The 24,074-nt window shown below is 50.9% G+C and carries 18 protein-coding genes and 1 tRNA gene; 8 read left to right on the top strand and 11 right to left on the bottom strand.

The features are described from left to right. The first annotated feature begins 11 nt into the window (after window positions 1–11). From ABFD83_13325 to ABFD83_13315, 3 genes are all read left to right on the top strand, one after another. Entirely contained in the window at window positions 12–434 is a 423-nt protein-coding gene (locus ABFD83_13325; protein ID MEN6358052.1) for a hypothetical protein, read from the top strand. A 61-nt stretch (window positions 435–495) separates the two neighbouring features. After that, window positions 496–2,265 (top strand): hypothetical protein, encoded by a 1,770-nt coding sequence (locus ABFD83_13320; protein ID MEN6358051.1) that lies wholly within the window; start codon window positions 496–498, stop codon window positions 2,263–2,265. An 87-nt stretch (window positions 2,266–2,352) separates the two neighbouring features. Next, window positions 2,353–3,546, top strand: a complete 1,194-nt coding sequence (locus ABFD83_13315; GenBank protein ID MEN6358050.1) for a M48 family metalloprotease — start codon at window positions 2,353–2,355, stop codon at window positions 3,544–3,546. Here ABFD83_13315 and ABFD83_13310 read toward each other — a convergent pair. Next, entirely contained in the window at window positions 3,538–3,774 is a 237-nt protein-coding gene (locus ABFD83_13310; protein MEN6358049.1) for a BON domain-containing protein, read from the bottom strand. The two genes, ABFD83_13315 and ABFD83_13310, sit on opposite strands and share 9 nt — an antisense overlap. Before the next feature lie 266 nt (window positions 3,775–4,040). Between ABFD83_13310 and ABFD83_13305 the strand changes: the two genes are divergently transcribed. From ABFD83_13305 to ABFD83_13285, 5 genes are all read left to right on the top strand, one after another. Continuing rightward, window positions 4,041–4,667 (top strand): hypothetical protein, encoded by a 627-nt coding sequence (locus tag ABFD83_13305; GenBank protein ID MEN6358048.1) that lies wholly within the window; start codon window positions 4,041–4,043, stop codon window positions 4,665–4,667. A 134-nt stretch (window positions 4,668–4,801) separates the two neighbouring features. Further along, a tRNA-Met gene (locus ABFD83_13300) sits at window positions 4,802–4,878 on the top strand. 1,139 nt (window positions 4,879–6,017) lie between these two features. Continuing rightward, window positions 6,018–6,689 (top strand): bifunctional 4-hydroxy-2-oxoglutarate aldolase/2-dehydro-3-deoxy-phosphogluconate aldolase, encoded by a 672-nt coding sequence (locus ABFD83_13295; protein MEN6358047.1) that lies wholly within the window; start codon window positions 6,018–6,020, stop codon window positions 6,687–6,689. 48 nt (window positions 6,690–6,737) lie between these two features. Continuing rightward, complete coding sequence (locus tag ABFD83_13290) at window positions 6,738–7,769, top strand: sugar kinase (GenBank protein MEN6358046.1); 1,032 nt, start codon at window positions 6,738–6,740, stop codon at window positions 7,767–7,769. Window positions 7,770–7,782: 13 nt separating this feature from the next. Continuing rightward, complete coding sequence (locus ABFD83_13285) at window positions 7,783–9,630, top strand: heparinase II/III family protein (protein MEN6358045.1); 1,848 nt, start codon at window positions 7,783–7,785, stop codon at window positions 9,628–9,630. Here ABFD83_13285 and ABFD83_13280 read toward each other — a convergent pair whose 3' ends face one another. The 10 genes from ABFD83_13280 to ABFD83_13235 form a co-directional block, all read right to left on the bottom strand. Further along, entirely contained in the window at window positions 9,631–10,500 is an 870-nt protein-coding gene (locus ABFD83_13280) for an AraC family transcriptional regulator (GenBank protein MEN6358044.1), read from the bottom strand. It abuts the gene before it with no gap. Window positions 10,501–10,648: 148 nt separating this feature from the next. Further along, the gene (locus tag ABFD83_13275) at window positions 10,649–11,989 is read right to left on the bottom strand and encodes a BNR repeat-containing protein (GenBank protein MEN6358043.1); all 1,341 of its coding nucleotides are present in this window, start codon (window positions 11,987–11,989) and stop codon (window positions 10,649–10,651) included. Between the two features lie 16 nt (window positions 11,990–12,005). Beyond that, window positions 12,006–14,195: a sodium:solute symporter family protein gene (locus ABFD83_13270; protein MEN6358042.1), complete on the bottom strand. Its 2,190-nt coding sequence runs from the start codon at window positions 14,193–14,195 to the stop codon at window positions 12,006–12,008. A gap of 123 nt (window positions 14,196–14,318) precedes the next feature. Beyond that, window positions 14,319–15,548 carry a Gfo/Idh/MocA family oxidoreductase gene (locus ABFD83_13265; protein MEN6358041.1) on the bottom strand — a complete coding sequence of 410 codons (1,230 nt, stop codon included), beginning with the start codon at window positions 15,546–15,548 and terminating at the stop codon, window positions 14,319–14,321. Between the two features lie 3 nt (window positions 15,549–15,551). Continuing rightward, on the bottom strand, window positions 15,552–16,304 hold the full coding sequence (locus ABFD83_13260) for a TIM barrel protein (protein ID MEN6358040.1): 753 nt from the start codon (window positions 16,302–16,304) through the stop codon (window positions 15,552–15,554). Window position 16,305: 1 nt separating this feature from the next. After that, window positions 16,306–18,288, bottom strand: coding sequence for an FAD-binding protein (locus ABFD83_13255; GenBank protein ID MEN6358039.1), 1,983 nt, complete (start codon window positions 18,286–18,288; stop codon window positions 16,306–16,308). Between the two features lie 6 nt (window positions 18,289–18,294). Beyond that, a complete protein-coding gene (locus ABFD83_13250; protein MEN6358038.1) occupies window positions 18,295–19,053 on the bottom strand; it encodes a 3-ketoacyl-ACP reductase in 759 nt (252 codons plus the stop codon). Then, complete coding sequence (locus tag ABFD83_13245; GenBank protein ID MEN6358037.1) at window positions 19,050–20,147, bottom strand: hypothetical protein; 1,098 nt, start codon at window positions 20,145–20,147, stop codon at window positions 19,050–19,052. The genes ABFD83_13250 and ABFD83_13245 overlap by 4 nt, the downstream gene beginning before the upstream one ends. Window positions 20,148–20,394: 247 nt before the next feature. Beyond that, a complete protein-coding gene (locus ABFD83_13240) occupies window positions 20,395–22,728 on the bottom strand; it encodes a DEAD/DEAH box helicase (protein MEN6358036.1) in 2,334 nt (777 codons plus the stop codon). 8 nt (window positions 22,729–22,736) lie between these two features. Beyond that, complete coding sequence (locus tag ABFD83_13235; protein ID MEN6358035.1) at window positions 22,737–24,056, bottom strand: hypothetical protein; 1,320 nt, start codon at window positions 24,054–24,056, stop codon at window positions 22,737–22,739. Between the last annotated feature and the right edge of the window lie 18 nt (window positions 24,057–24,074).

Genomic DNA, 24,074 nt, shown 5'->3' with positions numbered 1-24,074 from the left:
AGGTGGTCCTGATGCGCTTTTTGCGAGCAGTTGTGTTCTTGCTGGGACTCATCCTGATTTTAGTGGGGATCAGCCAGCCGTTATTACCTGGATTTTGGATTCGTATATCACAGGGAATTGTAGAGTCAGAATCACAGATCAGGATATTCGGGGTTGTGGCGGTGTTGTTTGGAGCGGTCATGCTCCTTGCTGCCATAAAGAGAGCGGTTGCTCTGATACCTTTTGTCGCAGCTTTAGGGGTAGTCGCGCTTGTGTTTGGGATTGTAATGCTGATAAATCCTGAGCGTATAAGCGGACTGATGGGTACAATATTCCTGAATCGTCCACAGTATGCACAGCTCAAAATACTCTGGATCGCCGGTATTGTCCGGGTTATCTTTGGTATACTTCTGCTTCTGGCGGTTACTGGAACAAGGACACCGGCGGAACAATAGCGTTCTGGAAATCGTATGATAACCGTGGCATAAACTCATATTTATTTGGACGGGTCCGCATATGAATCTTCACCGTATGTTCTCGTTTGCAGTTTTCATCGTTGCTATCAGCGCTACGGCAGTGTTGGCAAGCAGCGATGTTCTCTCTCAAAGCACCGACTCCAGGCTGAATCAGAAAGTCGACTTCGACGCCGACGGACTGCGCGTCTCCGAAGCGCTGGGCAGCCTTGCCCTCAAGACGGGCGTAAACATGGCGGCCGGCGTAAATGATAACGACTGGATGGTGCGCGACCGCAGGATCATAATTCACGTCAAAGGTATGCCTCTTCGTAACCTGATGCGAGAGATTGGCTCGATACTCCACTTCGATTGGATAACAGCAGGCAGCGGCTCCGAAATCAAATATGCGATTTTGCAGACCGACGATCAGGCAAAAGAAGAGCGGTCTCTGCGCGACTCGGCCATGGATACGCAGGCAAAGCAACTCCGTGCCAAGCGGGAGAATGTGCTAGCTGAGATGGCAAACCTCGGTTCGCTGAGCAGGCAGGATGCCGCGAGCCTCGCTAACACCGATCCCTGGAAATATGTTCTGGCAAGCGAGCCTCTGGGGCGAAACCTCGCCAAGTTTCTAGGCTCATTTGCCGACGTCCGCAATGCCTTTTTGCAGGGCACGGAAGTAAGCTTCCCTGTCTCTCAACTTTCAACCGATCTTCAGGCAACGGTGCGCAGCATGGCCCAATCATATGATTCATTGCAGCAGAGAATTGGAGCCTCTGAAGATCATTCGGATCTGCTCAGCAAGTTCGATAAGCTCCAGGTAACAATAAACCGAAACGCTTCGACAAGCGCATCAGCCGTGTTGGCAAACGGGCTCCTCGGTGGAATAGACGTAGGCACGGCATCGGAGTCGATTTATGTGCCCATATTTGATCCCTCAAGTGATATTGCCAAGTCACTTGGCCGCGCAATAGTAAGGCTCCAGAGCGGTCTTTCAAAAGAAGAAGTCGGCAAGCTCCTGCAATCTGAGTTGAAATCCAAGACCGATGCCGCGCAGCCGGGCGAATCAGGGCGTGACATTGCCTCCGATCCATCGCTCAAGAGAGGAATCGTTTTGTATGATATCGATACTCCCACGGCGCTAAAGGACACGCTCAAATTAATTGCATACTGGACTGGACTGAACGTAATATCCGACTGCCTGCCCGGCAAGTCTCCAGTGATCGCAGGCGGCAGCAGGCCGCTGGGTGAGCAATTGGAGGCAATAAGGAGAGCTTACGGTTCAAACTGGGAAAAATCCGGCAACATATTGCGTTTCCGCGACAGCGAATGGTTTATAAAGCGGTCATGGGAAGTGCCCCGTGTATGGATGGACTACTGGGCTTCACGCGCCAAAGCCAACAATGGACTACTGCTGGAAGACATGGTGCAGATCGCTATGCTTAGGGATGCTCAGATAGACAACACGATAATTACCGATCAAGTGCTCGCAGGGCTAAGTACTGTCGTGGTGGCTCGCAACAGAGATATACTGCGTTTCTATGCGTCACTAAGCTACGACCAGCAGAAAGACATGGCAACGAAGTCTCTGGTGGTAAGCTCCCTATCGGACGATCAATGGGCCATTCTTCAGAAGGCCCTGGCCACAAAAGACGCGGCATATGTCTCTGCCGGTAAAGGCTCGCAGTTCATTCAGCTTACTCAAACAGGCACGGACCTTATAGACTATAAATTCGATTATGTACCGGGCCCCGACAAACCGATTGTGGAGTTCAAACTGTCCTCCGGCATCTATGGTCTCACAAACAATAGCACGGCTAAACCAATGAAATAGTCTGCCTCGCATATGTTTTGCCCTTGTTTCACCGGGGGTAACCCTTAGTAGCAATGACTCCGGGTCAGAGCCTGAGGTGGACCGACCATGAAAAGGGCGAGACAGACTCTTGCGCTCATCCTGTGCGCAGTTTCCCTCCTGGCGGCAGCCATGTCACCTGTTATCTCCGACACATATAAGGACGAGGAGAAGATGGGACGCGAGTATGCCGAACGCATGGAAAAAGAGATGAGTTTTGTTGATGACCAGTCCATTGTCGAGAGGGTGAAAACAATCGGCGAAACCCTAGCCAAAATTGCCAATGAGAATGAAGTCCGCGCATCATATGGCGATTCGAAAATAGCCCGGTTTGAATATCGCTTTAAGGTTGTCGATGATCCTGATGTCAATGCATTCGCGCTGCCGGGTGGTTACATATACGTCAACACGGGACTGCTGGAGATGGTCGATTCGGATGATGAACTAGCGGGAGTCCTCGCACATGAGATTGCCCATGTAGCGCATCATCACGCTACAAAACTCATCAAAGAGCAATCCAAACTCGACAAATATGTGGCATTGATTGCGCTTGCAGGGATATTCGGTAAGGTCAAAAACACAGATCTAAATAATTTGCTTCTCGGCGCACAGATGCTTAAAGTCGGGAGCGCCAGCGGTCACACAATGAATGCCGAACGCGACGCGGACAGGACAGCCGTAGCATACCTTGCCAAGTCTACATATAAGCCCGACGGACTTCTGGCATTCATGCAGAAACTGGACAAGAAGCATACCGAGAACCCCACCCTGCCAATGGGTATCTATCAGGATCACCCTTTGCCGTTTCGACGCGTGGAAGCAGTAGTGGATGCCATGGTCGCCGAAGGTCTGGCTCCGAATGTGCGAAAGATACGCGGAGTAGCTTATGCGCAAGCAATCCCTATCAGCGAAGGCAGCGACCAATATAAAGTCATTATCTGTGATCGCGATGTATGCACACCCGCCCCACTGTCCAACGGCATGACATCCAAGGATCGTGCAGAGGTTATTGCAAAACGCATCAATACCATGCTCGACTCAGGTGTCTGCGCAAGAGCTATTACCCAAAATACCGCTCAAAGCTGTCTTGTAGCGGGGAATATTGAAATACTGAAAGTTGAACCTGAGGATCGCCGAGCGCAAAAAAATAGCAACCAAGCACTTTTGACACAAGCCAAATCAGCGCTCAATCGCGCAGCGTGGGCCGATTGGCTGAGTAACAATTGTGTCGCAGCGCGAGAATTGGCCGGCACCTCAAATTGATTGCCTTATCTTGCGGATCCTGATCCTCGACACAACGTGCGTAACTCCGAAAGTGCCTGATACTATCCTCTCGGCGGCGATTTTCTGTTCTTCGTGATCGCACCAGCCAACCAGAATTACATTGCCGTTTTCCAGCGTCACATAAATCGTCTCTCCGCCGGTAAGCCTGTTCTGGTTCAGCCGCGACTGCACAAGCTGTATGAGTGCTTCATCTCTTATAGTTCTCATAATGACGCCTCCTTTGTACTTTCGAGGCGCCGGCATAATGGTTCCAACTGCGAATGAAAGTGAATATTGCAGAAGTTGTCCGCAAGCATAGCACATCCATATATATTATCTCCAACCAAGACCCAAATTAAACCTATATGCCGTTATTTGATGCAAATATGTGCAGTAGATTGCCGCAAAAACCATGCAGGATATTGTAACCACAAATCATAGCATACGTCTGTTCTTTCGGAACGCACATATCTACTACAAAGGAGTAATCTAAAATGAACCGAAAAACAGCAGTCATTGCGTTGCTGGCAGTCTTTATGCTCTCATGTGCCTCATTTGCACAAAAGGGTAAGAGCGGACCATACGGCAGGGCTGGCGGTCAAAAAGTAAATATGGGCAGGATCGCAAAACAGCTCGATCTCACAAAAGACCAGGTCAAGAGCATCGCCGGTATAGTAAAGGAATTTCATGCCGACGCCGGAGATGTAAGAAAATCCAATGTCAACCAAGAGGAAAAACAATCGAAGATTAAAGCATTAAGGCAGAGCGCGGGCAAATCGATCATGAACGTGCTGAACTCTGATCAACAGGTAAAAGCCAAAAAGATGAAGCTTATCGACAGGCTTTTGAATCGCAGACCTGCATCTCCTCTACTTGGTATTCTTGCAAAACTTGATCTTACACAAGAGCAAAAGGCATCCATTAAGTCGGTAGTGAAAGCCAGCGATGAGAAGATTAAGGCCATCAGGCAGGACACAACCCTAACTCCCGAAGTCAGGCAGGCAAAATGCAAAGAGGTTCGTGAAGACACAATCAGTCGGATCAAAGAGCAGCTCACACTCGACCAGTTGAAGAAGTTTAATGAGCTACTGCAAAACCGCCAGATGGGCAAACAGAAATAGTGCAATAATCGTAACGCGCGGAAGAGTTTCTAGCTCTTCTGCGCGTTAATTTTCAGCAGGCGGCCATTTATTAGAAAAGTCGATCCAGAAACGCTTTACAGAAACTCTCCAGAGTGGTATACTATTTAAGTCGACGCGGGGTAGAGCAGTCTGGTAGCTCGTCGGGCTCATAACCCGGAGGTCAGGGGTTCAAATCCTCTCCCCGCTCCCACGAACAAAAAAAGCCGATCCGTAAGGGTCGGCTTTTTTTGTTGTATGCCAACCCAATGCCTGCCAGCCATGTGATATAATGCAAATAAAGCCCAGCAGTTTCGGGATTACTCGAGTACTAGGCTTCTTTATTATCATAACACTTCAATAGGCTCCAAAATGAGCGAAGGAGATTCAATGAAACCCATATCAATTGCGATATTGTTTGCGTTTCTAGGAATTGCAGCACTTAATCCAGCTCTAGCAGATGATCTCACTCCATTTGCTAGTGTAACTCCTACGTCAATCCATCTGGCTGGGTCACCAGGACAACGCCTCAATATCTCGTTCACTGTCACAAGCATATCTCAGGACCCCACGTTGAGCATATGTAGAATCGGATCAATTTATGGACAAAAAGGCGGTGATCCACCATTGACATATGTCCCCGTCTACGATTCTCAGGAGATCAGGATTAACCAGAGCAGGACGTTCACTTTGTTTACATTCGATGTGCCTTCCGTCCGAACGGGCACCACGTATTCATACAGTAGTGTTGGTGTTTGCGCCTATATAACCAGGTGGAACAACTCAATGGAGGAATCATATGCATTTGATCATTGGGTTCCTTATGGCAACGTTGGGTATTCAGTCCCTCTAAATGCAACCGACGTCCTCATTACTGTTATCCCCGAGCCTTCCTCCATTCTCGCCTTGCTTTGTGGCATCAGTGGAGTAGGTTGCATCATGTGGCGACGAAAGATGGCGTAGAGACTTCGCCCTTCTAACCTCAAGAGCACGCATTCTAAGTGGTGGATAGTTCGCAATAAGCTCTTCTGCCGCTCCCACTGTATTCATCAATGGCTTCGGTTGATTTCAACTTCGAGATCGTCCGGAGCTATTTTTTACAACCTCACCAATCGTTTCTTCTCAGCACAGCTCCCCACAGACAGTGTTATCTCAACCTGTGCGCGATAAGTTTGCGAAGTGTTTGCATTGATCTGTGGCGCTTCATGGGTAGCTTGCACTCCTTGAGATAAATAGTTCGATATGTTCCGTCCGCCACATCACAATTTTACATCGAGTATTTGTTTATCCTTACAAAAATCCATTGTAGTCAATGCTCATGTGCAATATACTGGAATACAACAGGTATACATCATGAGCGGAAAAACCGCGGAGATTCAGGATAAATCAATGCACGATGTCTTAAGAACCATAGAACAATTGGGCATAGTGCCCGTCGTTGTGATTGAGAATGCAAAGGACGCCGTCCCACTTTGCCGAGCACTCAAAGATGGCGGCCTGCCCCTGGCCGAAATTACTTTTAGAACTGCCGCCGCCGAAGACGCCATACGGGCCGTATCATCCGAACTGCCCGAGGTTCTTGTCGGCGCCGGGACAGTGCTTACGACCCAGCAGGCTGATAAAGCAATTATGGCAGGCGCTCGGTTCATAGTCAGCCCCGGTCTTAACCCGGCTGTCGTTAAGTTTTGCCAAGAAAAGGGTGTTGCTGTAACGCCCGGCTGCAGCACTCCAACCGAAATAGAAATGGCTCTTGGCCTAAATCTTGATGTGGTCAAATTCTTTCCGGCTGAAGCTTTTGGAGGAGTCAAAACTCTCAAGGCTATATGCGCTCCGTATTCAATGATGAAATTTATTCCGACAGGCGGCATTAACGCAGCAAACTTGAAGGATTACCTATCGTTCGGCAAGGTTCTTGCCTGCGGCGGTAGTTGGATGGTGAAGGCCGATCTGATTAAGAGCGGCAACTTCAATGAAATCACCCGCATAACGCGCGAGGCGGTTGCTATAGTATCGTCAGCACGTTAGGGTTTACATTTCATCTGCTGCATAAAAAGTAGAAAGGCAAGATATAGAATGGCACAGCGTATAATCACTTTTGGCGAGGTAATGCTCAGGCTCAAGTCTCCCGGGGCTGAAAGGTTATTTCAATCGCCGGTCTTGGAAGCGACGTTCGGAGGCGGTGAGGCGAATGTCGCGGTATCACTCGCCAACTTCGGTCTGGATGCGGCATTCGCAACAGTCTTGCCGGACAACGATATCGCGGATGCGTGCATCGGAGAACTGCGCCGTTTCAATGTCGACACTTCACTGATCGCGCGCGGCGCAGGCAGGGTCGGAATTTACTTTCTGGAAAGTGGAGCAAACCAGCGGGCATCAAAGGTCGTCTATGACCGCGCAGGATCAGCCATAGCTATTGCCCAACCTGGGACAATAGATTGGAAAAGCGCATTTTCCGGCGCAAAATGGTTCCATATCTCGGGCATCACACCGGCCTTGAGTGCATCGGCGGCTGAGCTTTCTATGGAGGCGGTGAAGACAGCCAGGGAGATGGGGCTCACTGTCTCCTGCGATTTCAACTATCGCGGTAAACTGTGGAAATACGGCAAATCGGCTCCCGAAGTGATGCGAGAGCTGGTCAAATACGTGGACGTCGGTATTGCGAACGAGGAAGACTGTCAGAAATCGCTTGGCGTCAAGATAGATGTAGAGGTTGAACGAGGCCAACTCGACAAGTCGAGCTATGAGTCCCTGGCAGGCAAGGTTTTGGATGAGTTTCCTAATCTGAAGATGATTGCAATCACACTCAGGGAAAGCAAAAGCGCTGACCACAACGGCTGGTCGGCGTGTCTTCACGATCGCAAGGAATTTCACACAAGCAAACATTATGACATCACCGATATTGTCGATCGAGTGGGCGGCGGTGATTCGTTCGCGGCCGGGCTTATATATGGTCTTGTGACCGAGATGGGACATCAGGAAGCACTGGAGTTCGCAGTCGCGGCGAGCTGCCTGAAACACTCGATCATCGGCGACTTCAACCGAGTGACTGTTTCTGAGGTCGAAAAGCTCGCCGGAGGCGATGCTTCCGGAAGGGTCCAGCGATAACGCCGGAGGCATCATGTATAATCACAGTCTCTTCGTTGCTATATGTCTGTTCTTGTTGATGGTTACCATTAGCGCATCTGGCGATTCATTTGCGCAAGACGCTGGGAATCTTCCGGGTAATCCGCTCAAGTCTCATCCTAGAATCATACTCACACAATCCGATATACATGTGATTCGGAAAACCGTAAAACAAAACCCCATTGCCGCCGGTTATCTGGAAAGTCTCAGCAAACATGGTGACGCCATTCTCGATGCAAAGCCGGTTGAGAGAATACTCAATGGCCCGCGACTGTTGTATGTGAGCCGCGCGGTGCTTGATCGAGTGACCACGCTGGGCCTGCTGTACAGGCTCGACAACGACCCTAAGTGGGCCGCAAGGGCAATCAAAGAGATGCGCGCAGCCGCTGTATTTGTCGACTGGAACTCGCCTCATTTTCTGGATGTGGCGGAAATGACGGCTGCCATGGCTTTTGGCTACGATTGGCTGTACGATGCTATGACGCCCGAGGATCGAGCACTCATCAGGACCGCTATTGTTAAGAAAGGCCTTGACCCGGCGCTTGCACTTTATAGAACGAATGAGTGGTGGACAAAGTCACCTTTCAATTGGAACAACGTGTGCAACGGCGGAATGATACTTGGGGCGCTGGCCGTCGCGGACGAAGAGCCCTCGCTTGCGAAAAAGATTATCTCGTATGCCTTAAAGAGCCTGCCGCTGGCCATGGCTACGTATGCGCCCGATGGCGCGTGGCCCGAAGGAACCAACTACTGGGAATATGCGACCCACTACACTCTTTTCGCGGCATATGCCCTTCGCTCTGCCTTGGGAACGGATATGGGAGTGATGGAGTATCCGGGGATGCGCAAAACCGGCTACTACCCGCAGATTCTTACCGGCTCAACGGGAAAAGAATTTGATTTTGCCGATTCGGCCACCGGCATCAACATGCGCACATGTCTTTACGGTCTTGCCCGATGGTATGCTGACCCAGCGTATGCATATCTCGCTCGCAAGGCCCCAAAAGCTGGAGACATCAGCGCATTCGACCTCATATGGTTTGACCCGAGCGGAAGTGAACAAGATATTGCCTCAACACCTCTGGACACACTCTACTCTAATGTTGGCGTGGCAACATTCAGATCATCATGGACCGATCCAAATGCAATATTTGTAGGGTTCAAGGCGGGTTCAAACAGCGCGAACCATGCTCATTTGGACCTCGGCAGTTTTGTTCTTGATGCTGACGGTGTGCGTTGGGCCGATGACCTTGGCTCGGACAGTTACAACCTGCCATACTATTTTGTCCCCGTAAAGCGCTGGTCCTACTATCGATTATCCACCCCAGGTCACAACACCATCACGTTCGACGGCGCAAACCAGGACCTGAACGCCACTGCCCCGATCACGAAGTATGTCTCGGTGAAAGATCACGCATTTGCAATCGCCGATCTGACTAGCGCATATACTCAAAATGGCGCAAAGCAAGTTATTCGCGGAATTGCCCTTCGAGACAAGAGACGCCAAGTACTGGTCCAGGACGAAATCGAGGTGCAGGAGTCTGCAAATATCGTTTGGTCCATACATACCAGCGCAGTAGTAAATATCGATCCGGCAGGCACCCATGCCACCCTCACTCTGGCCGGCAAGACAATGCATGTATATTTGCTCAGCCCTGCAGGAACGCATTTTATAGTGGAAGAGGTCAAGCTCAACAGACCTTACAGGCCGCTCACCAATGAGAGAAAGCTCCTCATTCGGATGCCCGAAAAGACCGCAAAAACACGAGTCGTGGTAATATTCAGCCCGCACAGCAAGATGGATAAGCTGCCTGAGTTGACAGCATTGGATGCGTGGAAATGATCAGATATTATGGTCGCTTTGATCCCTGTAATGCTTGGGAGACAGCCCGGTGATCTGCTTGAATCGCTTTGAGAAGTGATATGCGTCATTGTAGCCGACCCTGGCCGCTACTTCAGCAATAGGTAGATATGTGTTGGCAAGAAGCTTCTTCGCCGCCTCGATTCTCTCGTTACTCAGTGCGACCATCGGCGACATTCCTATCTCCACCGAAAACCTGTGGCAAAAATATTGAGGATGCAGCCCGCACATATTCGCAAGCTCGCTCAGAGTCAGACGCTTGTCGTAGTGCTTTCGAATGTAGTCGAGAACACGCTGGCTGCTTCCATGCTGCCCGCATTCGCCGGCGACAACGTCGACCTCCTTTAGGTAGCGCATCGAGCTAATGAGAAATCCCTTGAGCAGAGCCGATGCAATTTGAATATTTGCCTTATCGGGCTTGTTCGCCTCTATGCACGCTCGTCGCAGATAGAACTCCAACTCGCGCTGCTGGCCGCGCGGAAGTCGCGTCAGGTTACCGAGATAATTTGGAATGCGTACATTCAGCCACTTTTTGCCCAATGAGAACTTGAGCATGATTCGCTCGATGGGCTGATCTTTTGACGAAGTGAATTCATGCAAGTCGCCGGGATTCAATACGAACAAATCACCCTGTCTCACGGGCTGCTCCGTGCTTGCTATTCCTATAGTGCCGCTGCCTTTGCTTACGTAGTCCAACTGCCAGAAATCATGCGTATGTCCACTGACCATTCGTGCGGTATGCACGGACATGTTCTGGCCGAAAATGACTGTCGGCTCATTAAGCGATTCCAGCAACTGGTCCTGCCACGTTTTTTCCGGTTTGTAATCGTAGGATTCTATCCTTTTTGTCATATGGGACATCCTCATAAACTTAGTATAGCATGAAGAGAAACACACCTAATTCATACCATGTCAGATTATGCTGAACACCATGGGGTAGCGCGATGCAAATATTGTCTTATAACGCTATTTTTACCGATTATCAATCATGACCTGCCACTTACATCTTGAGTTTATAGACACGCAGCATGCTCGGCGGCGGAAGCTCGCCTTCGCGCGGTTGGTCGCGGTTTGTGCCCAGCGTCTCCCAGTCAAGCATATATCTTATACCGGCCTCCGGGCTCTTTCCAATGTCGTCGCGGGTCCTGACAGCCAACCCGGGAAACGTGCCTTCCGGTTTTTGCTCGATCACAGTAGGTATTTTGGTGTTTGAGACTATTTCCATAGTGGCCTCATCCAGCACCAATTTCCTGCTGCCATATTTCTTGTGATTATAGGTCTGCAACAACCGGCCCGGTCCGCCGGGCTTTGCCTCCGATATCTTGATATCGGCAGTTATTGAGCCGCCGCCTTCGAACCACCATCGGTATTTCCAGTTGGTAATCTGGTATATCTTCCACATGCCGTCTTCAAAGCGGGCATTGTATGCCTGCGTGTTACCGTCCTTATCGAACTTGTGATATGTAATGATCGGTCTCTTTTGTGAATCGAAGCCCATCTTTATATTCATATTGATCAGCCCATCACGCATGGGGATCGGATCGACGATTTCAGCCGTTTTATAGGTAATGGGCAGATCCAGCGGCTTTCCGGCGGCTGTATACCAGTGGACCATATCCGGGCTTTTTGCATAAGACGGGTCGTGATTTGTCTCACAATTAAAGGTGTCACGCCAGACCCAGCACATGTGATACCACCCATCCGGCCCAACGACGGGGCCATCGATGTAAGCGTTGCTCTTGCCCTCGCCGTCAATAAGAGGCGTATTGAGCAATCGATGCCAAGTTTGCGTTTTCAAATCATAGACGTTGTAAATCTGATTACCCGAACCGCTCTCGCCATCGCGGTAAGTAAAGATCAGCTCATCATCTGGCCCCTGAAAGAAAGTCGGATATGTGGTCCGGTCTTCCTGGGAGCCTGTCATATGCTTGACCCGTTCCATGGTCGTTATATCAAGCGGCTTTCGAGAACGGAAATAAACGAGAGGCAGGACGTGCATATTTCCACTGACGTGCAAATAGCCGTCATGATCGATGGTCATTGTTATGTAGTTGTGACTGTCCCAGCCTACTTTCTCTGGCAGCTTGGCAAACTTCCATTTGTGCTCACTCAGTTTGCGCTGCGCGAGAGTCATCTGCCTGTCTTTGTCGTAGAAGGCTACGAACTGATCTTCGCCGTAAGTAAGCAATGCAAAGCCAACGTTGTGACCTGCCCACACGGGCGCCACATCAATCTTATCGAGCACGTTTGACTCCTTACCGGCAGCCGATCCCGCGAAGATTAGCCCCAAAAGACAGCAGGCCATTAATGCCGGTATATGCCGTTTTATTATAGATATCATTTCGTAACCTCCAAAACTACCTTACTCCTATAGACATCAACAGGAAGAACACTCCGACTATCGCGGCCCCTACAACAAGCGCCAGTAGGAACCCCCCTGCGTCCACCTTGTCCCACTTATGAAACTCCCAGTTGGACTTTGGAAAGAGCTTGGTGTGGTCGAAGCGATGCGGTTCGGCATATGAAAGAGCCAGTTCCCGCTCGTCCGCTTCACGGTCCGGCAGCGCCGGTGTTTTCATCTTGGCATAGAAGCGATTGATAGCCTCTTTATTATCGTGCCTCGTAAACATGCTGACGATAAAGATAGCGAAAATCGGTATCAGGGTGCGAAAAACAACACGCAGGGTCTCATTGACTGCATAGGGATTCTTAGAGAGATCGAATCCAAGTTTTTGAAGAAGCAGCAGGTCGAGGTTCAGCATTCCATGACCTTCAAGAACACCTGCAGCGTTTGGTTTCAGTCCCTGGGTCCAGAAAATCTCCTTCGCGGGCAGCTCATACTTCTTTGTGAAATGCTCTCCAACGTGAATAGGTTTCGGTCTCTCGCCCTTCGCCTTGCCAATCTTATTGAGTGTGTCCCATTTGGCGATCAGCGTATTGCGCTCTTCGATATCCATCGGATGCGCCATGTATCCACGAGAGACGACTCTTGCATGAGTCATCTTTGCCAGATAGTGATTCGTGTGCAGGCTGGGACAAACAGCGGGAACTGCCAGGGGCAACACGAAGAAACAAACAAGCGCGATACAGATCGATGCCCATGCGCCCGCCCGAGTCGCCGGACGCCACAGCATGCCGAGCCAGAAGCTGGCGGCGAATATCGAATAGAACTCCATAAGAAACTTCATCTGCGCAAATATCGTCGCGAACTGAGTGGCTATTATAGCTCCGCCGATGACCACGACCCCGCCAATTACACGTCCGACGATCACGTAATGACGCTCAGGCAAATTCGGCAGAAGCTCTCGATATACATTGTGAGTCAGCAAACCCGACGCCGTAATCATCAGACAGCTTGCCGTAGACATTAGGGCTGCCATTAGACACGCGATCATTAGTCCTACAAGCCCCATTTTCATAGGTCCAAGCAGATCGAGGGTTGCATATCCCCACACCATATCCGGGTTTCTCACCGTTCCGGTGTAAAGCAAGACGGCGAAGAGTCCAAAGAGCCCCCAGAAAATCGTCAACAGTCGTTTGAGATATATGCCGGATGTGAACCCGAGCCGAGCAGTATACTCGTCTTTTGCCGATCCGATTGCCACTAGCTGGTTAGGCTGTGCGGCAACGTTGATAGTGGTCATTATGGTAAGAGCAAGGACATAATACCAGGTAAAATCCATGGTCGATGGCGACCCAAAGATTTCAAAAAATGATTCCGGAATACGATGGTGCAGGAGTTGAAACGCATTCAATACACCGGCGCCGCCATAAGTGGCATTGAGCTTCGTCCACCCGAACGGCAGCAGGATCACGGATAGAATAATTATAAATACTCCCTGCATCAGGTCAGTAAGAAATGCCGCATGCAAGCCACCAACGACGCTATATACCAGGACAATAAAGCATACGATATATATAATGGCACTCTCACTGATGTGAGAATGCACATCCTGCGGTTTGAGTATTTGCAGTTCCTTAAGTCTGGATTTCTGCGTATCGCTCAGAGTATCGAAATCGGCTGCCTCCAGCTTGTTGAGTTCCTTTGCCATATGATACTCATGGCGCTCCGCACTCGTCATTTGGCTGACGGTCTTGGGTGTCATCGCGACCGTGGTCTTGCCCATGGCATTGAAACCAATCGAGATGATGCACATCATACCGACCGAGGCGACCAGGGCATAGACGATGGCCATATATTTGGAGCCGTAGCGCTCGCGGAAGAAGTCTCCCATACTCAGCAATCGCAGCCGTCGATACCAGGGACAGGTCATCCAGTATATTGGGACTGTAAATACCGTGCAGACAGAACTCCATACGGCCGCAGCGCCATTAGTGAATGTCGTGGTTGTCATTCCGACCGCGGAATCTACGGAAGTCGCCTGCCCAAAAGCGGCAAAAGTCTGGATTATCTTTCCAAACGAGCGTCCGCCAAGGAAGTAGTCTTCCTGGTTCTTGATGCGGCGCATTGTCCAGAAACCGATACCCAGCGTGACGGCAAAGTACCCAATTATGACCGCAATGTCGATTATACTAAGCCCAAACATGCTTTCCTCCTCGAAAACAGATGAGAGTGGAGAGCCAAGAAGCCCGGAACAGCCACCGCTCAGTTATACATAGAGTTGCTTCGGTTCCGAAGGGGCCGAAGCCTGGGTTGTATACCCCAGTGATTATGCAGAAAACTTCATGGTAGATTCCTCGCCAAATCCCCGGCTTGGGAATTGATTGTATCCCGTCATGTTAACTATCTTTGATTTCTTGGCCCACGGCGCGCCGACTTCGGAGAGCAGTTTGCCCTCAGCGTGGGCTTTAATGAGCAGATCATCCATTCCATCTACGATGGTCACCATGGAGTCGTATTTTTCCTCGCGCCTTGTGTATTCGGACGGGATTTGAGTTATCTGCCCGGGGGACTCAAACGCTCCATTGACCATTACAGTAAACGGCCTGCAGACCTCCAGCTCACCGTAAAACGGCGTCCCCTGCTCAAGAGACTGCGCAAGTCGGCGATATAGCACCAGCCGGATGTCATCGGAATCGGATAATTCTTCTGTTCTGCCGTCCGCCCAGGTGATAGTCGCTTTTTCGAAATCAAAATACTCGACGCTGGCATTTTCCGCTTCCAATAGAATACTGACCGGAGTAAGCTCCGCGCTGCAGTGCGTTGCATTGAAGATAATCTCGACTTCTTCGTCAGTAATCACGCGTATGCTGTTGGTGTCTTCACTCTCGATATCGCGTGCATGATAAAGCTCTGATTGTATCGTTGTGGGATACGCCATGCGGTCCGGGGTGCTCGATGCAAGATACAGCTCAATGGCAGCACAGTGCGCGAGAGCGTTATTGAGGGGGCCGTCGAGGACCCAACCCGCATCTGTCTTTATTCGCCCAGCCCAGTTGGTTCGAGCGTAATATGCGTCTGGTCTCGGCCAGCACGCCATCGAGCGAATGCGCTTTACTTTTCCAAACTTGCCCTGGCTGATGTATTGCTTCAGACGCTGGATAGTGTCGGAGTGTATGGCCTGGAAGCAGACCGCAAGGCGCTTGCCGGACTCATCCCTTGCCTTAATCAGTTCATCGTAATCCTGAACCGTCGGCACGGGCGGTTTTTCGAGGTATACGTTGTATCCCGCCTTTAGACACTTGGTCGCGAGCTTCGCATGCAGTGGTATGGGAATTGGCAGATATATGACATCGCACTTACCCTGAAGATCGGTCAGCATCCGGTCCAGGTCGTTGTAGATCGGGATTCCACGCTCACGACAGGCCGCCGTCCCCTCCGTTTCCTTGCCGGGCAGTTCCATCGCGGCAATAATGACATATTGCTCCGGCAGTTTGAAAAGAAGCTGCATACTCAGCCAGCCATAGTTTGTGGTTCCGACAATTGCAATTCTCTGCATATGTTATGCTACCAGCCTTTTTAGCGTTTCGGCGTCCTGAATAAACTTATCTGGATCATCATCTTGAACAAACTCGATCAGCGCAAAGTGATCCCTCTCCGTCGAAGAGACACATTCGAGATAGCGTTTCCATTCGACGGCTCCTTCGGAAAGTAGTCTTCGATCTGTCGGGACATCACCCCAATGAAAAACATGCACATTGCTAAGCCACGGAAGTATGGCCTCCAGCCCGGCAAGCCGATATTCAGGGTCCATGGCAATAGCTGGCTGCCAGTAGGCTTTTACGGATTTATGCGACACTTCCTTGAGCAACTCTATGGCGCTTTGATTGGTGTCGGTTAGTGTGCCGCCGTGAAACTCGTATGAGATCGTCAGACCCGCTGCATCCGCCAAATCGCCGATCCTGCGTGAATCTTCAACAATGTTTTTGCGGTAAGCCTCGTCCGCTTCGTTCGATCCCTTGCTTCCGGCCCACACGCGCACAGTCGGCGCTCCAAGCTCAATAGCCGCCTCAAGCACTTTCTCGAAACCGGATTCATCCTGTCCAACTCGATAGTAAGACCCGTATGCTGCGACCGCAAGACCGGCATCCGTCGTCAATTGTCCGGCTTCACGAGCAGCACTCAGATTGCCATGTGGCACATGAATGTCGCCGCCCCACTCTACGGCATCCAGCCCGGCTTTCGCCGTGATCTCCACGATCTGCCTGGGACTCATGCCTCGAAATGTTACGGATACCAGCCCCGTTCGGATCATCTCACTTACCCTCTCGGTCGCAGAAAGTCTTGCCGTCTCGCCATATGGCCCAAGTGCTTTCGAACCAGCTCTTGTCCTCGGGAATCGGCCTGACCTGCTCCACCGAAGTCTGCAGACTGGAGCCTGAGACAACCACACGCTCTGACCGGTCTTCTATTCGCTCTTTTTTGTAGCGCATAAGCACACCTTTGGCCGAATCGACAATCCCGGAATCCGAAGCTTCATCCTCATCCACAACCAGATATGAACCTCTGCTGCCCCCGCCTTTTCGGATATACGCATCGATATTTGCCAGAAACGCGGCATGCGTGAGAGCCAGGCCTCTGGTCTCCCAAGCTCGCGGCAGTTGCGATCTGTCGGAAGCTCCGGGCAGTGTCTTTTCGCAATCCGCAACCAACGAAAGAGCATCGGATAGCGCAGCGCTCACATGACTTGGAGCGCGCAGCATGCCCGCAGCATCGCTCATTCGTTTCTGGACAAAAGATCGCACCGCTTCATGACTTTGAGAAGATTCAAGCATCGCGCGGCTCTCTTTGAGCACAGATATCGCCGCTTCCTGAAGCACGGAATCGTGGATGCCGCTGCGACTGTCTCGCTTGGTCGCCGCGATATACTGGGCAACACGCATAGCACCGACCTGGCTGGAGTTGAGCGCTGCCCCACCCGGTCTAGACACGCCGTGGACCCCCGCAACTTCTCCTATCGCAAACAAGTTCATTACGTCAGTCTGATAGACATCGTTGACTCGCAGACCGCCGTTGTTGTGCTGGAAGCACACAGCGATTTCCAGCGGATCGTGCAAATCGATGCCGTTCTCTGTATAAATTTCTATGCTCTCGGGGTTCATCCATGCGAGCCTGTCGTAAGGCGTCTCCTGCACAGCGCCCGATAGCCTTAGGTAATCTTTTGCCTCAGGGATCAGAGCCTCCATGTCTATTGGCTGTCCATCACGCTCAGGGTTATGCATGAAATCCAGATACACAGCCCTCCCCGCTTCTTTCTCCTGAAAAACTGCCATATCGACCAGGGAGGAACCGTAGCCGCTTGCACGCGATGCGCTAAACGGCCATTGATAGCCCTTCAGGAATATGCCCGACCCCATTTTGGGCAGATTGGAGTAGTGCAGGGCAAGAAAATTACGCTGGTCTCCCCTGGCGCTCCGGCTGAAGTATGCCGGAAGCACCTGCTGATACGTGCCTGAGAGGTTCCAACGGAATTCGGTAGATGCTATGCCGAACTGGGACTCGCCCAAGTTCACCGCGCTTGCTCCGGCTTCTAAAGCAGGGCCGTGACAGCTCACCTGTCCTGCGGGATACACCGAATCGGCATAGAGTTCTCCTGGTCCGCCGGTGGCCAGCACAATGCACTCAGCATGGAAAAGAATGATGCCCAAGTTTTTGCCGTGTAGTTGATCATTCTTTAACCCGACAATCCCCACCACTCGCTCATTATCCTTGACCAGCCTGACCACGGTGATTCCTTCGATTATGGGAATCCCCTTTTGCTTTATGCGGCGTGTTGAAGTTTCCACCATATACCTGGAAGTCTTTGGTCCAGCGCTGGTTGCGCGCTGGCGAGGATCGTGGTCCGTTTTATAGCCCACAAATGCCCCGTAGCTGTTATAAGGAAACGGGACGCCATTTCCAACCAGATGGTAAAAAGCAGGCAGGGAATAAAGGCTCTCGATATAGGCTTGGTCGCCATGCATCGCGCCGCCGTCAAAGAGACTGTGAGCCATCTCGATGGGGCTGTCCGCAGTGTCTCCGAATACGCTCAGCTTATAATATGTTTGCTTGTCCGACCCGGAACTGTATGAGGTCCCGCCGTGAGCATCCGTGGTCAGGATCGCAACGTCTTCAATGCCGAGATCGTGCAGCCGCAGAGCGCACGTCAGGCCCGCCGCGCCGCTGCCAACCACCAGAGTATGGCACCGGTAAACGTCTATATCAATTCCAGGTTCGAGAGTAATAGTCGATTTTTCCATAAATATCTACAGTCTTTGGAGGTGGAAGCCTCCATCTATATTGAAAACCTCTCCGGTCGAATAATCGAATGCGCCGCCGAGTATTGCCTTCACCGCCAGGGCGATATCTTTCGGCTCGCCCCATCTCCTGATAGGGAGCAGACCATCCTCATTTATAAGCTTGTCATACTTACCCTGCACAGTTTCAGTCATAGGAGTTCTAATAATTCCGGGCCTGATCTCGTAGACATTGATGCCGTATTCGGCAAGACGATCAGCGTATAGCTTTGTCATCATGCTGACCCCAGCCTTGGACAGGCAGTATTCCGGACGTGATGTAGACGATGTGTAAGCGGAATTAGATGACATGTTAACGATTTTGGGCTTGGAAACAATCTCTTTGTCGGCAAGCTCGATCATATAGCGCGCGGCCAACTGGGTCAGAAAGAAAGGGCCTTTCAGATTGATGGACATAACGCGGTCGAAGCTTTCTTCGCTTGTGTCCAGAATGTCCCGTCTTTGAAGCGGGGCAACTCCCGCGTTGTTGACCAAGGCATCCAGGCGGCCATAGCGACTGCGAATCTCGGCAAGTATTGCTTCTCGGTCAGCAGGCTTGCTCAGATCAGCCGAGATATAATTATGACCGTCACCCGTAAGCTTACTAATAACGTCGGCTTCAGGCTTGACATCAGCAATCACGACTTTATAGCCGTCGCCTGCCAATTCCTGTGCGATGGCGAATCCAATTCCTGAAGCGCCGCCGGTAACACAAGCGACTTTACTCATAATGTAACTCCATTCTTTTCTTCTAGCAGGCAAGCAAGCAAACCATCATCAGGGTCCAATATCAGTTTGTGAAACACCATATCGAACCTGCTGCCCTCGGTCCTGGCGAAGGGTGTGTTCACTTTCCCCATCAGATAGCTGAGAAACTGGACATTCTGCGCGCCGGCTTTTAGATAATTATAAATATCCCTGCCCGAATAAACTCCGCCTGTCGCCGAGATCGAGAGTGTGGGGAAGCGTTCTTTGATATGCCTTACCTGCTCCAGGTTCCTCAGCCGCAGCTCTTCGCCGCCGTGCCCCGAGGCATACTGCCTGTTGTAGTGTCGATTGGCCACAACAACCCCATCCGAGCCTCCGTCGAACGCTGCCTCAGCCATTTTTAGCTGAAATTCCAGGCCCCAATCAAGATTGAGCATCTTTGGAAAGACCTTGACGTCACTTGCCACCGATTTCATAATGCCGGGGCAGGTACGATACCATCTCAACACGTTCTCCTGGTTTTCGGTATAATCATCGCTTGCAAGAAACGGGCAGAAATCTATCTCGATATGCTTGAACCCCGCTTCGTAGTGCACTTTTGTGGTATGAACCCATTCCTCTTCAAGAAAGTCCTCATGAGGAAACGGAAGGTGGCAGAGAATGGATGCTATCACTATAAAGTCATCCGGATTATTATAGAGGTGAGCTTTCCTCGCAAAGTCCATGTATTCTGACAGAGTGCGCGTGTCGCACCGCCCATCCCAGTGGATAATAGGCCTCTTGCCTTCCGGATCATCACCTTTGTGGAAAGTCCTTATATATGACGCATGCTTTCGCTGGTTGATCATAGAGCAGCAGCCGTTCCGGCTTTCGCCAACAACCGATTTCAGCACGCAGCCTGCAAATCCAGCTTCGTGGATCGATTCGACCTGAGATGTGCGCAGCGTCATCTGACCCGGCGCAACTATCAACGGGTTCTTGAGAGGCAAGTCCAGATATGACACATTCAGCGATGGTAATTCAAGCTCATCCACCAGCATTTGGAAGAGGCAGGAGGGAATGGGTTTACGCTTGTAATACTCATGCACCTTTGAGAGTTCGCGCCTGTAATCCACGGTCCGTTCTAACTCCAAATCTCAGCAATGCTTTAAGCTTAACATGAGGGATGGTCATTCACAATGGAACTTATTGATTTGTGCCGGGATATGCGCGCAAGTGATTATTTATTTCTTGTACAAAATTTAGATCGACCTGAAGCACCGGCTTCTTTATTTATAAACCAGCACAATGAAAGGGGATATGTACTTACGTGGACTTTCATCGGTTCTTGTCTTGCTATGCGACATAATGGCATAGCGCCACCTAACAAATCTCACTCAACGCAAAAACAGCACCAGCCTTATCTAGAGGCTCATTATTGTTGCCGCATTTTGGAGATTGAATGCACGACGGACAGCCGTCATCGCACGGGCAGTCACGGATTGTCGTAAGTGTGGCTGAAAGCAGCTCTTCGATCCGCTCGTAAGCTGTTCGAGCAAGACCCACCCCACCCGCATGACCGTCATATATAAAGATCACGGGCGCGCCATCCGTGTCAGGATGATTAGGATGCGAAACGCCGCCTATATCCTGACGGTCGCAAAGCGCAAACAGCGGCAGAAGCCCGATTGCCGCGTGCTCTATTGCATGAATTGTCCCTGCAAGATCGAAGCCTCTGCCTATGATCTTGTTCGCGACATCTTCTGTCAGAGCAAACCAGACCGCTTCGGTATGAAGCTGTGTTTCCGGAAGGTCAAGTGGGCGCTTCTCGATAATCTCATCGCTGAAAAGCCGTTTGCGCCAGTAGTGAGTTACCTGATTGGACACTATCACATCACCAAAACATACTTGGGTGATAGGTGTTGGGTGTTGGGGGCTGGATGCCCGTTCCGATGAGTCGGCAGGTTGATCATCATCCGGCGAAAGCAGATTACGTGATTCCTGCTCCCGTTCAACCAGAATCTTTGTCTGATCCGCGGGAGTGGTATAGAAGTTTACCTCGCTCTTTTCAACATAGGCGACCTTCTCGTCAATATCGAGATTGGTAACCACATAGCTATCGCCCGCATGCAGATAGACAGCGCCTGGGTGAATCGTGTCAAATGCGCTCGATCCGTCCACTGTTCCCAGCAGAGTACCGCCATTTTCGACTGATACAATGTTGTAGTTGCTCCCGCCTGTGGAGCGTATATTGACCTCGGCTGCAGGGTAGTTCGAGCCTGCCCAATACCATCTGCGTCGATACTCTATCTGGCCAAGGTCTGCCAGAATACCCAGCAGTTCCCAAGCGCGTTCACCGAATAGAGAGGTCACTTCATCGTTATTGAGAGGTATCTCATATGCCGCGCACAGCAGGTGATCGGCCAGGATATACGGGTTTTGTGAATCGACTATCGCACGCTCATTCGCGGAGGTGAAGAAGTAGCCGGGGTTACGCATCATATACTGGTCTATGGGGTTGTCCAGAGCGATCAGGACTGCCATCGACTCGGCAAGTCCCCTGCCCGACCGTCCAGCCTGCTGCCATGTGCTCGCCACCGTGCCCGGATAGCCCGTCATCACGACTGCATCCAGCCCGCCGATATCCACACCGACCTCAAGCGCCGTAGTTGATGTCACGCCCATCAGATCACCCGTAAAGAGCCTACGTTCGATCTCACGGCGTTCGGCCGGCTTGTAGCCCGCTCGGTAAGCCATGATCTTATCTGCCATGGGCGATTTTTCGTCCTTTAGCTCTGTTCGGGCGTATCGGTATATCAGTTCGGCTGTCTTTCTTGCCTTGGTAAATACAATTGTGCGGACCCCCGACTCGACCATCTTTACAAAGAGCTTTACGGCCTCTGAATTGGAACTGCGACGTTCGTCCTTACCGGCAATAAACGGCGGGTTCCAAAACACGAATGACTTGGGACCTGAGGGCGAGCCGTCATCGTCGATCACACGGGCGTCAATGCCTGTAAGATCATGCACAAGCCTGCCGGGGTCGCTCACGGTAGCTGACGCACATATAAACTGAGGGTCCGAGCCATAGTAATTTGCGATTCGTCTTAGACGCCGGATCACGTTGGCCACATGCGCCCCGAATACGCCTCGATATGTGTGGACCTCATCTATCACTACGAACTTAAGGTTGCGAAATAGTTCAGACCAGGTGGAGTGATAAGGCAATATGCCAATGTGGAGCATATCCGGGTTGGTAAGGATAATATTAGCCGTGCTTTTGATGAACGGCCGCTCCTGACGTGGCGTGTCGCCGTCATATGTCGCGGGCTTGATGAAGTCAAGGCCGAACTGCCTGATCTTGCCGAGCTGGTCCTGCGCGAGCGCTTTGGTGGGATATATATATAGCGCGCGAGACTTGGGGCTGCTTTCAAGCGCCTCCATCACCGGCACATTGTAGCACAGAGTCTTGCCGCTGGCCGTGGCCGTCACGACTACTATGTTCTGCCCGGCGCGCACAGCCTCTATCGCATCTTCCTGATGAATATACAGCCGAGTGATACCAAGGCGATCAAGCGCGTCCGCTGTCTGACCGGTAATCGGCGGATCAACAGGCCGCCAGGCGGCAGCTCTTGCCGGGATTCGCTCGATGTGAGCGATCTGACCGCGGTAGTCCTTGGAGTTTTTTATCGAATCCAGGAAAGCGGCTGCATTCACAATGGGCGCTAGCTCGCCGGCACTATACTGGCTGTAATCTGCACTTTGCCCTTCTTGAAACCTGCATTTTGTGTGCTGCCGGACGACGGTGACATGCCGGGTTGGCTATAGTTATCGCCAGCTATAGGAGAAGCTGAATAGTACCGGCTTCGAGATGAAGATGATTGGGGAGTTGCTGCCGGCTGCCCACTTACATCTCCTGTACCCGGCTCGACGGTCACACGAAACTCAAGGATCACGTCTCGCCTGATCATCTTTTCATTTTTGTAGTCATAATAGGTCACAACGTCTGCGTTTACATTATCATCCGAACTGCGTATCTTTCCGTCCGCCAGAGAAATCGTCGATTTGCCGGACATCTTCGAAACCAGTTTTACACACTCGCGGCCGCTCTGCCATTCGAACGAGTCCATAGAACAATTGCCCTTCAGATCGATAACATCAGTTATGCCATCGAGCTTCAGACTCATCTTATCGGGCCAGGAGTCTCCTTCTTTGACGGCATGTTTTGGCAAAACAGGTAAGATATCTGTAATAATAAACTGCGACTGCTTGCTGAACATATTGCGGTCAGTCACATGGCCGTATTTGTCCATCACTCTGTAGAGCTGCGGTTTGATAGGGTCATTTTCATAGAGTTTCGTCTTCTGCCCGAACTGTGTAACGACAGGAGAGCCATCAATCCTGTATCTGAGCAGATATTCGCCTGTGCTGCGCACATCTTCGACACTCTGAGCAACCTTAAACTCTCCCGACATACCCAGTTCGCCTACAATCGGTAGAGCAATACCTGAAACGACCTCAAAGACCTGCACAGCCGATGTTATTTTATATGTATTTAACTGGCCAAAGCTCAGTCTGTTCACAAGCCTGACACCCGGCGCGGGATTAGGTCTTGCAATCATATTCTTCAACACCACAGGTACGCTGCCTGTATCAATAATATCTGATGAGTTTCCACCTTGTCTGTGGATATCGATTTTTATATTGTACTTACCGTCCTTGAAGTTGTGATCTTCTTTGGGGTTGGACACAGTGCGGTATGGAGACTTGCTGTCCCAAAAAATGTTAATAGTCCCATTCTTTGAGCGCACGTTCTCCGAATTGACGGCCAGGACAAAATTTTCCTTGCCCTTCTCACCGACTAATATCGAGATGAAAGTGTCTTTAGGGACGGATGAGCCTGGGATAGATATCTTTACATTTTCTCGAACTATCTGATCCTGCTTAGGCCAATATATCGTCATGGCATGACTGGGCACAACCAGCGCCATCAGAATGATCGTCGAGAAGACACACGAAAACAACTTATTGTAGCTACGAGACATCTGCACACTCCAAAGTGA

It is taken from the genome of Armatimonadota bacterium, from assembly GCA_039679645.1.
Taxonomy (GTDB): Bacteria; Armatimonadota; UBA5829; order UBA5829; family UBA5829; genus UBA5829.
Note: the sequence above shows the minus strand (reverse complement) of the source record. Positions and strands in the feature narration are given on the sequence as shown.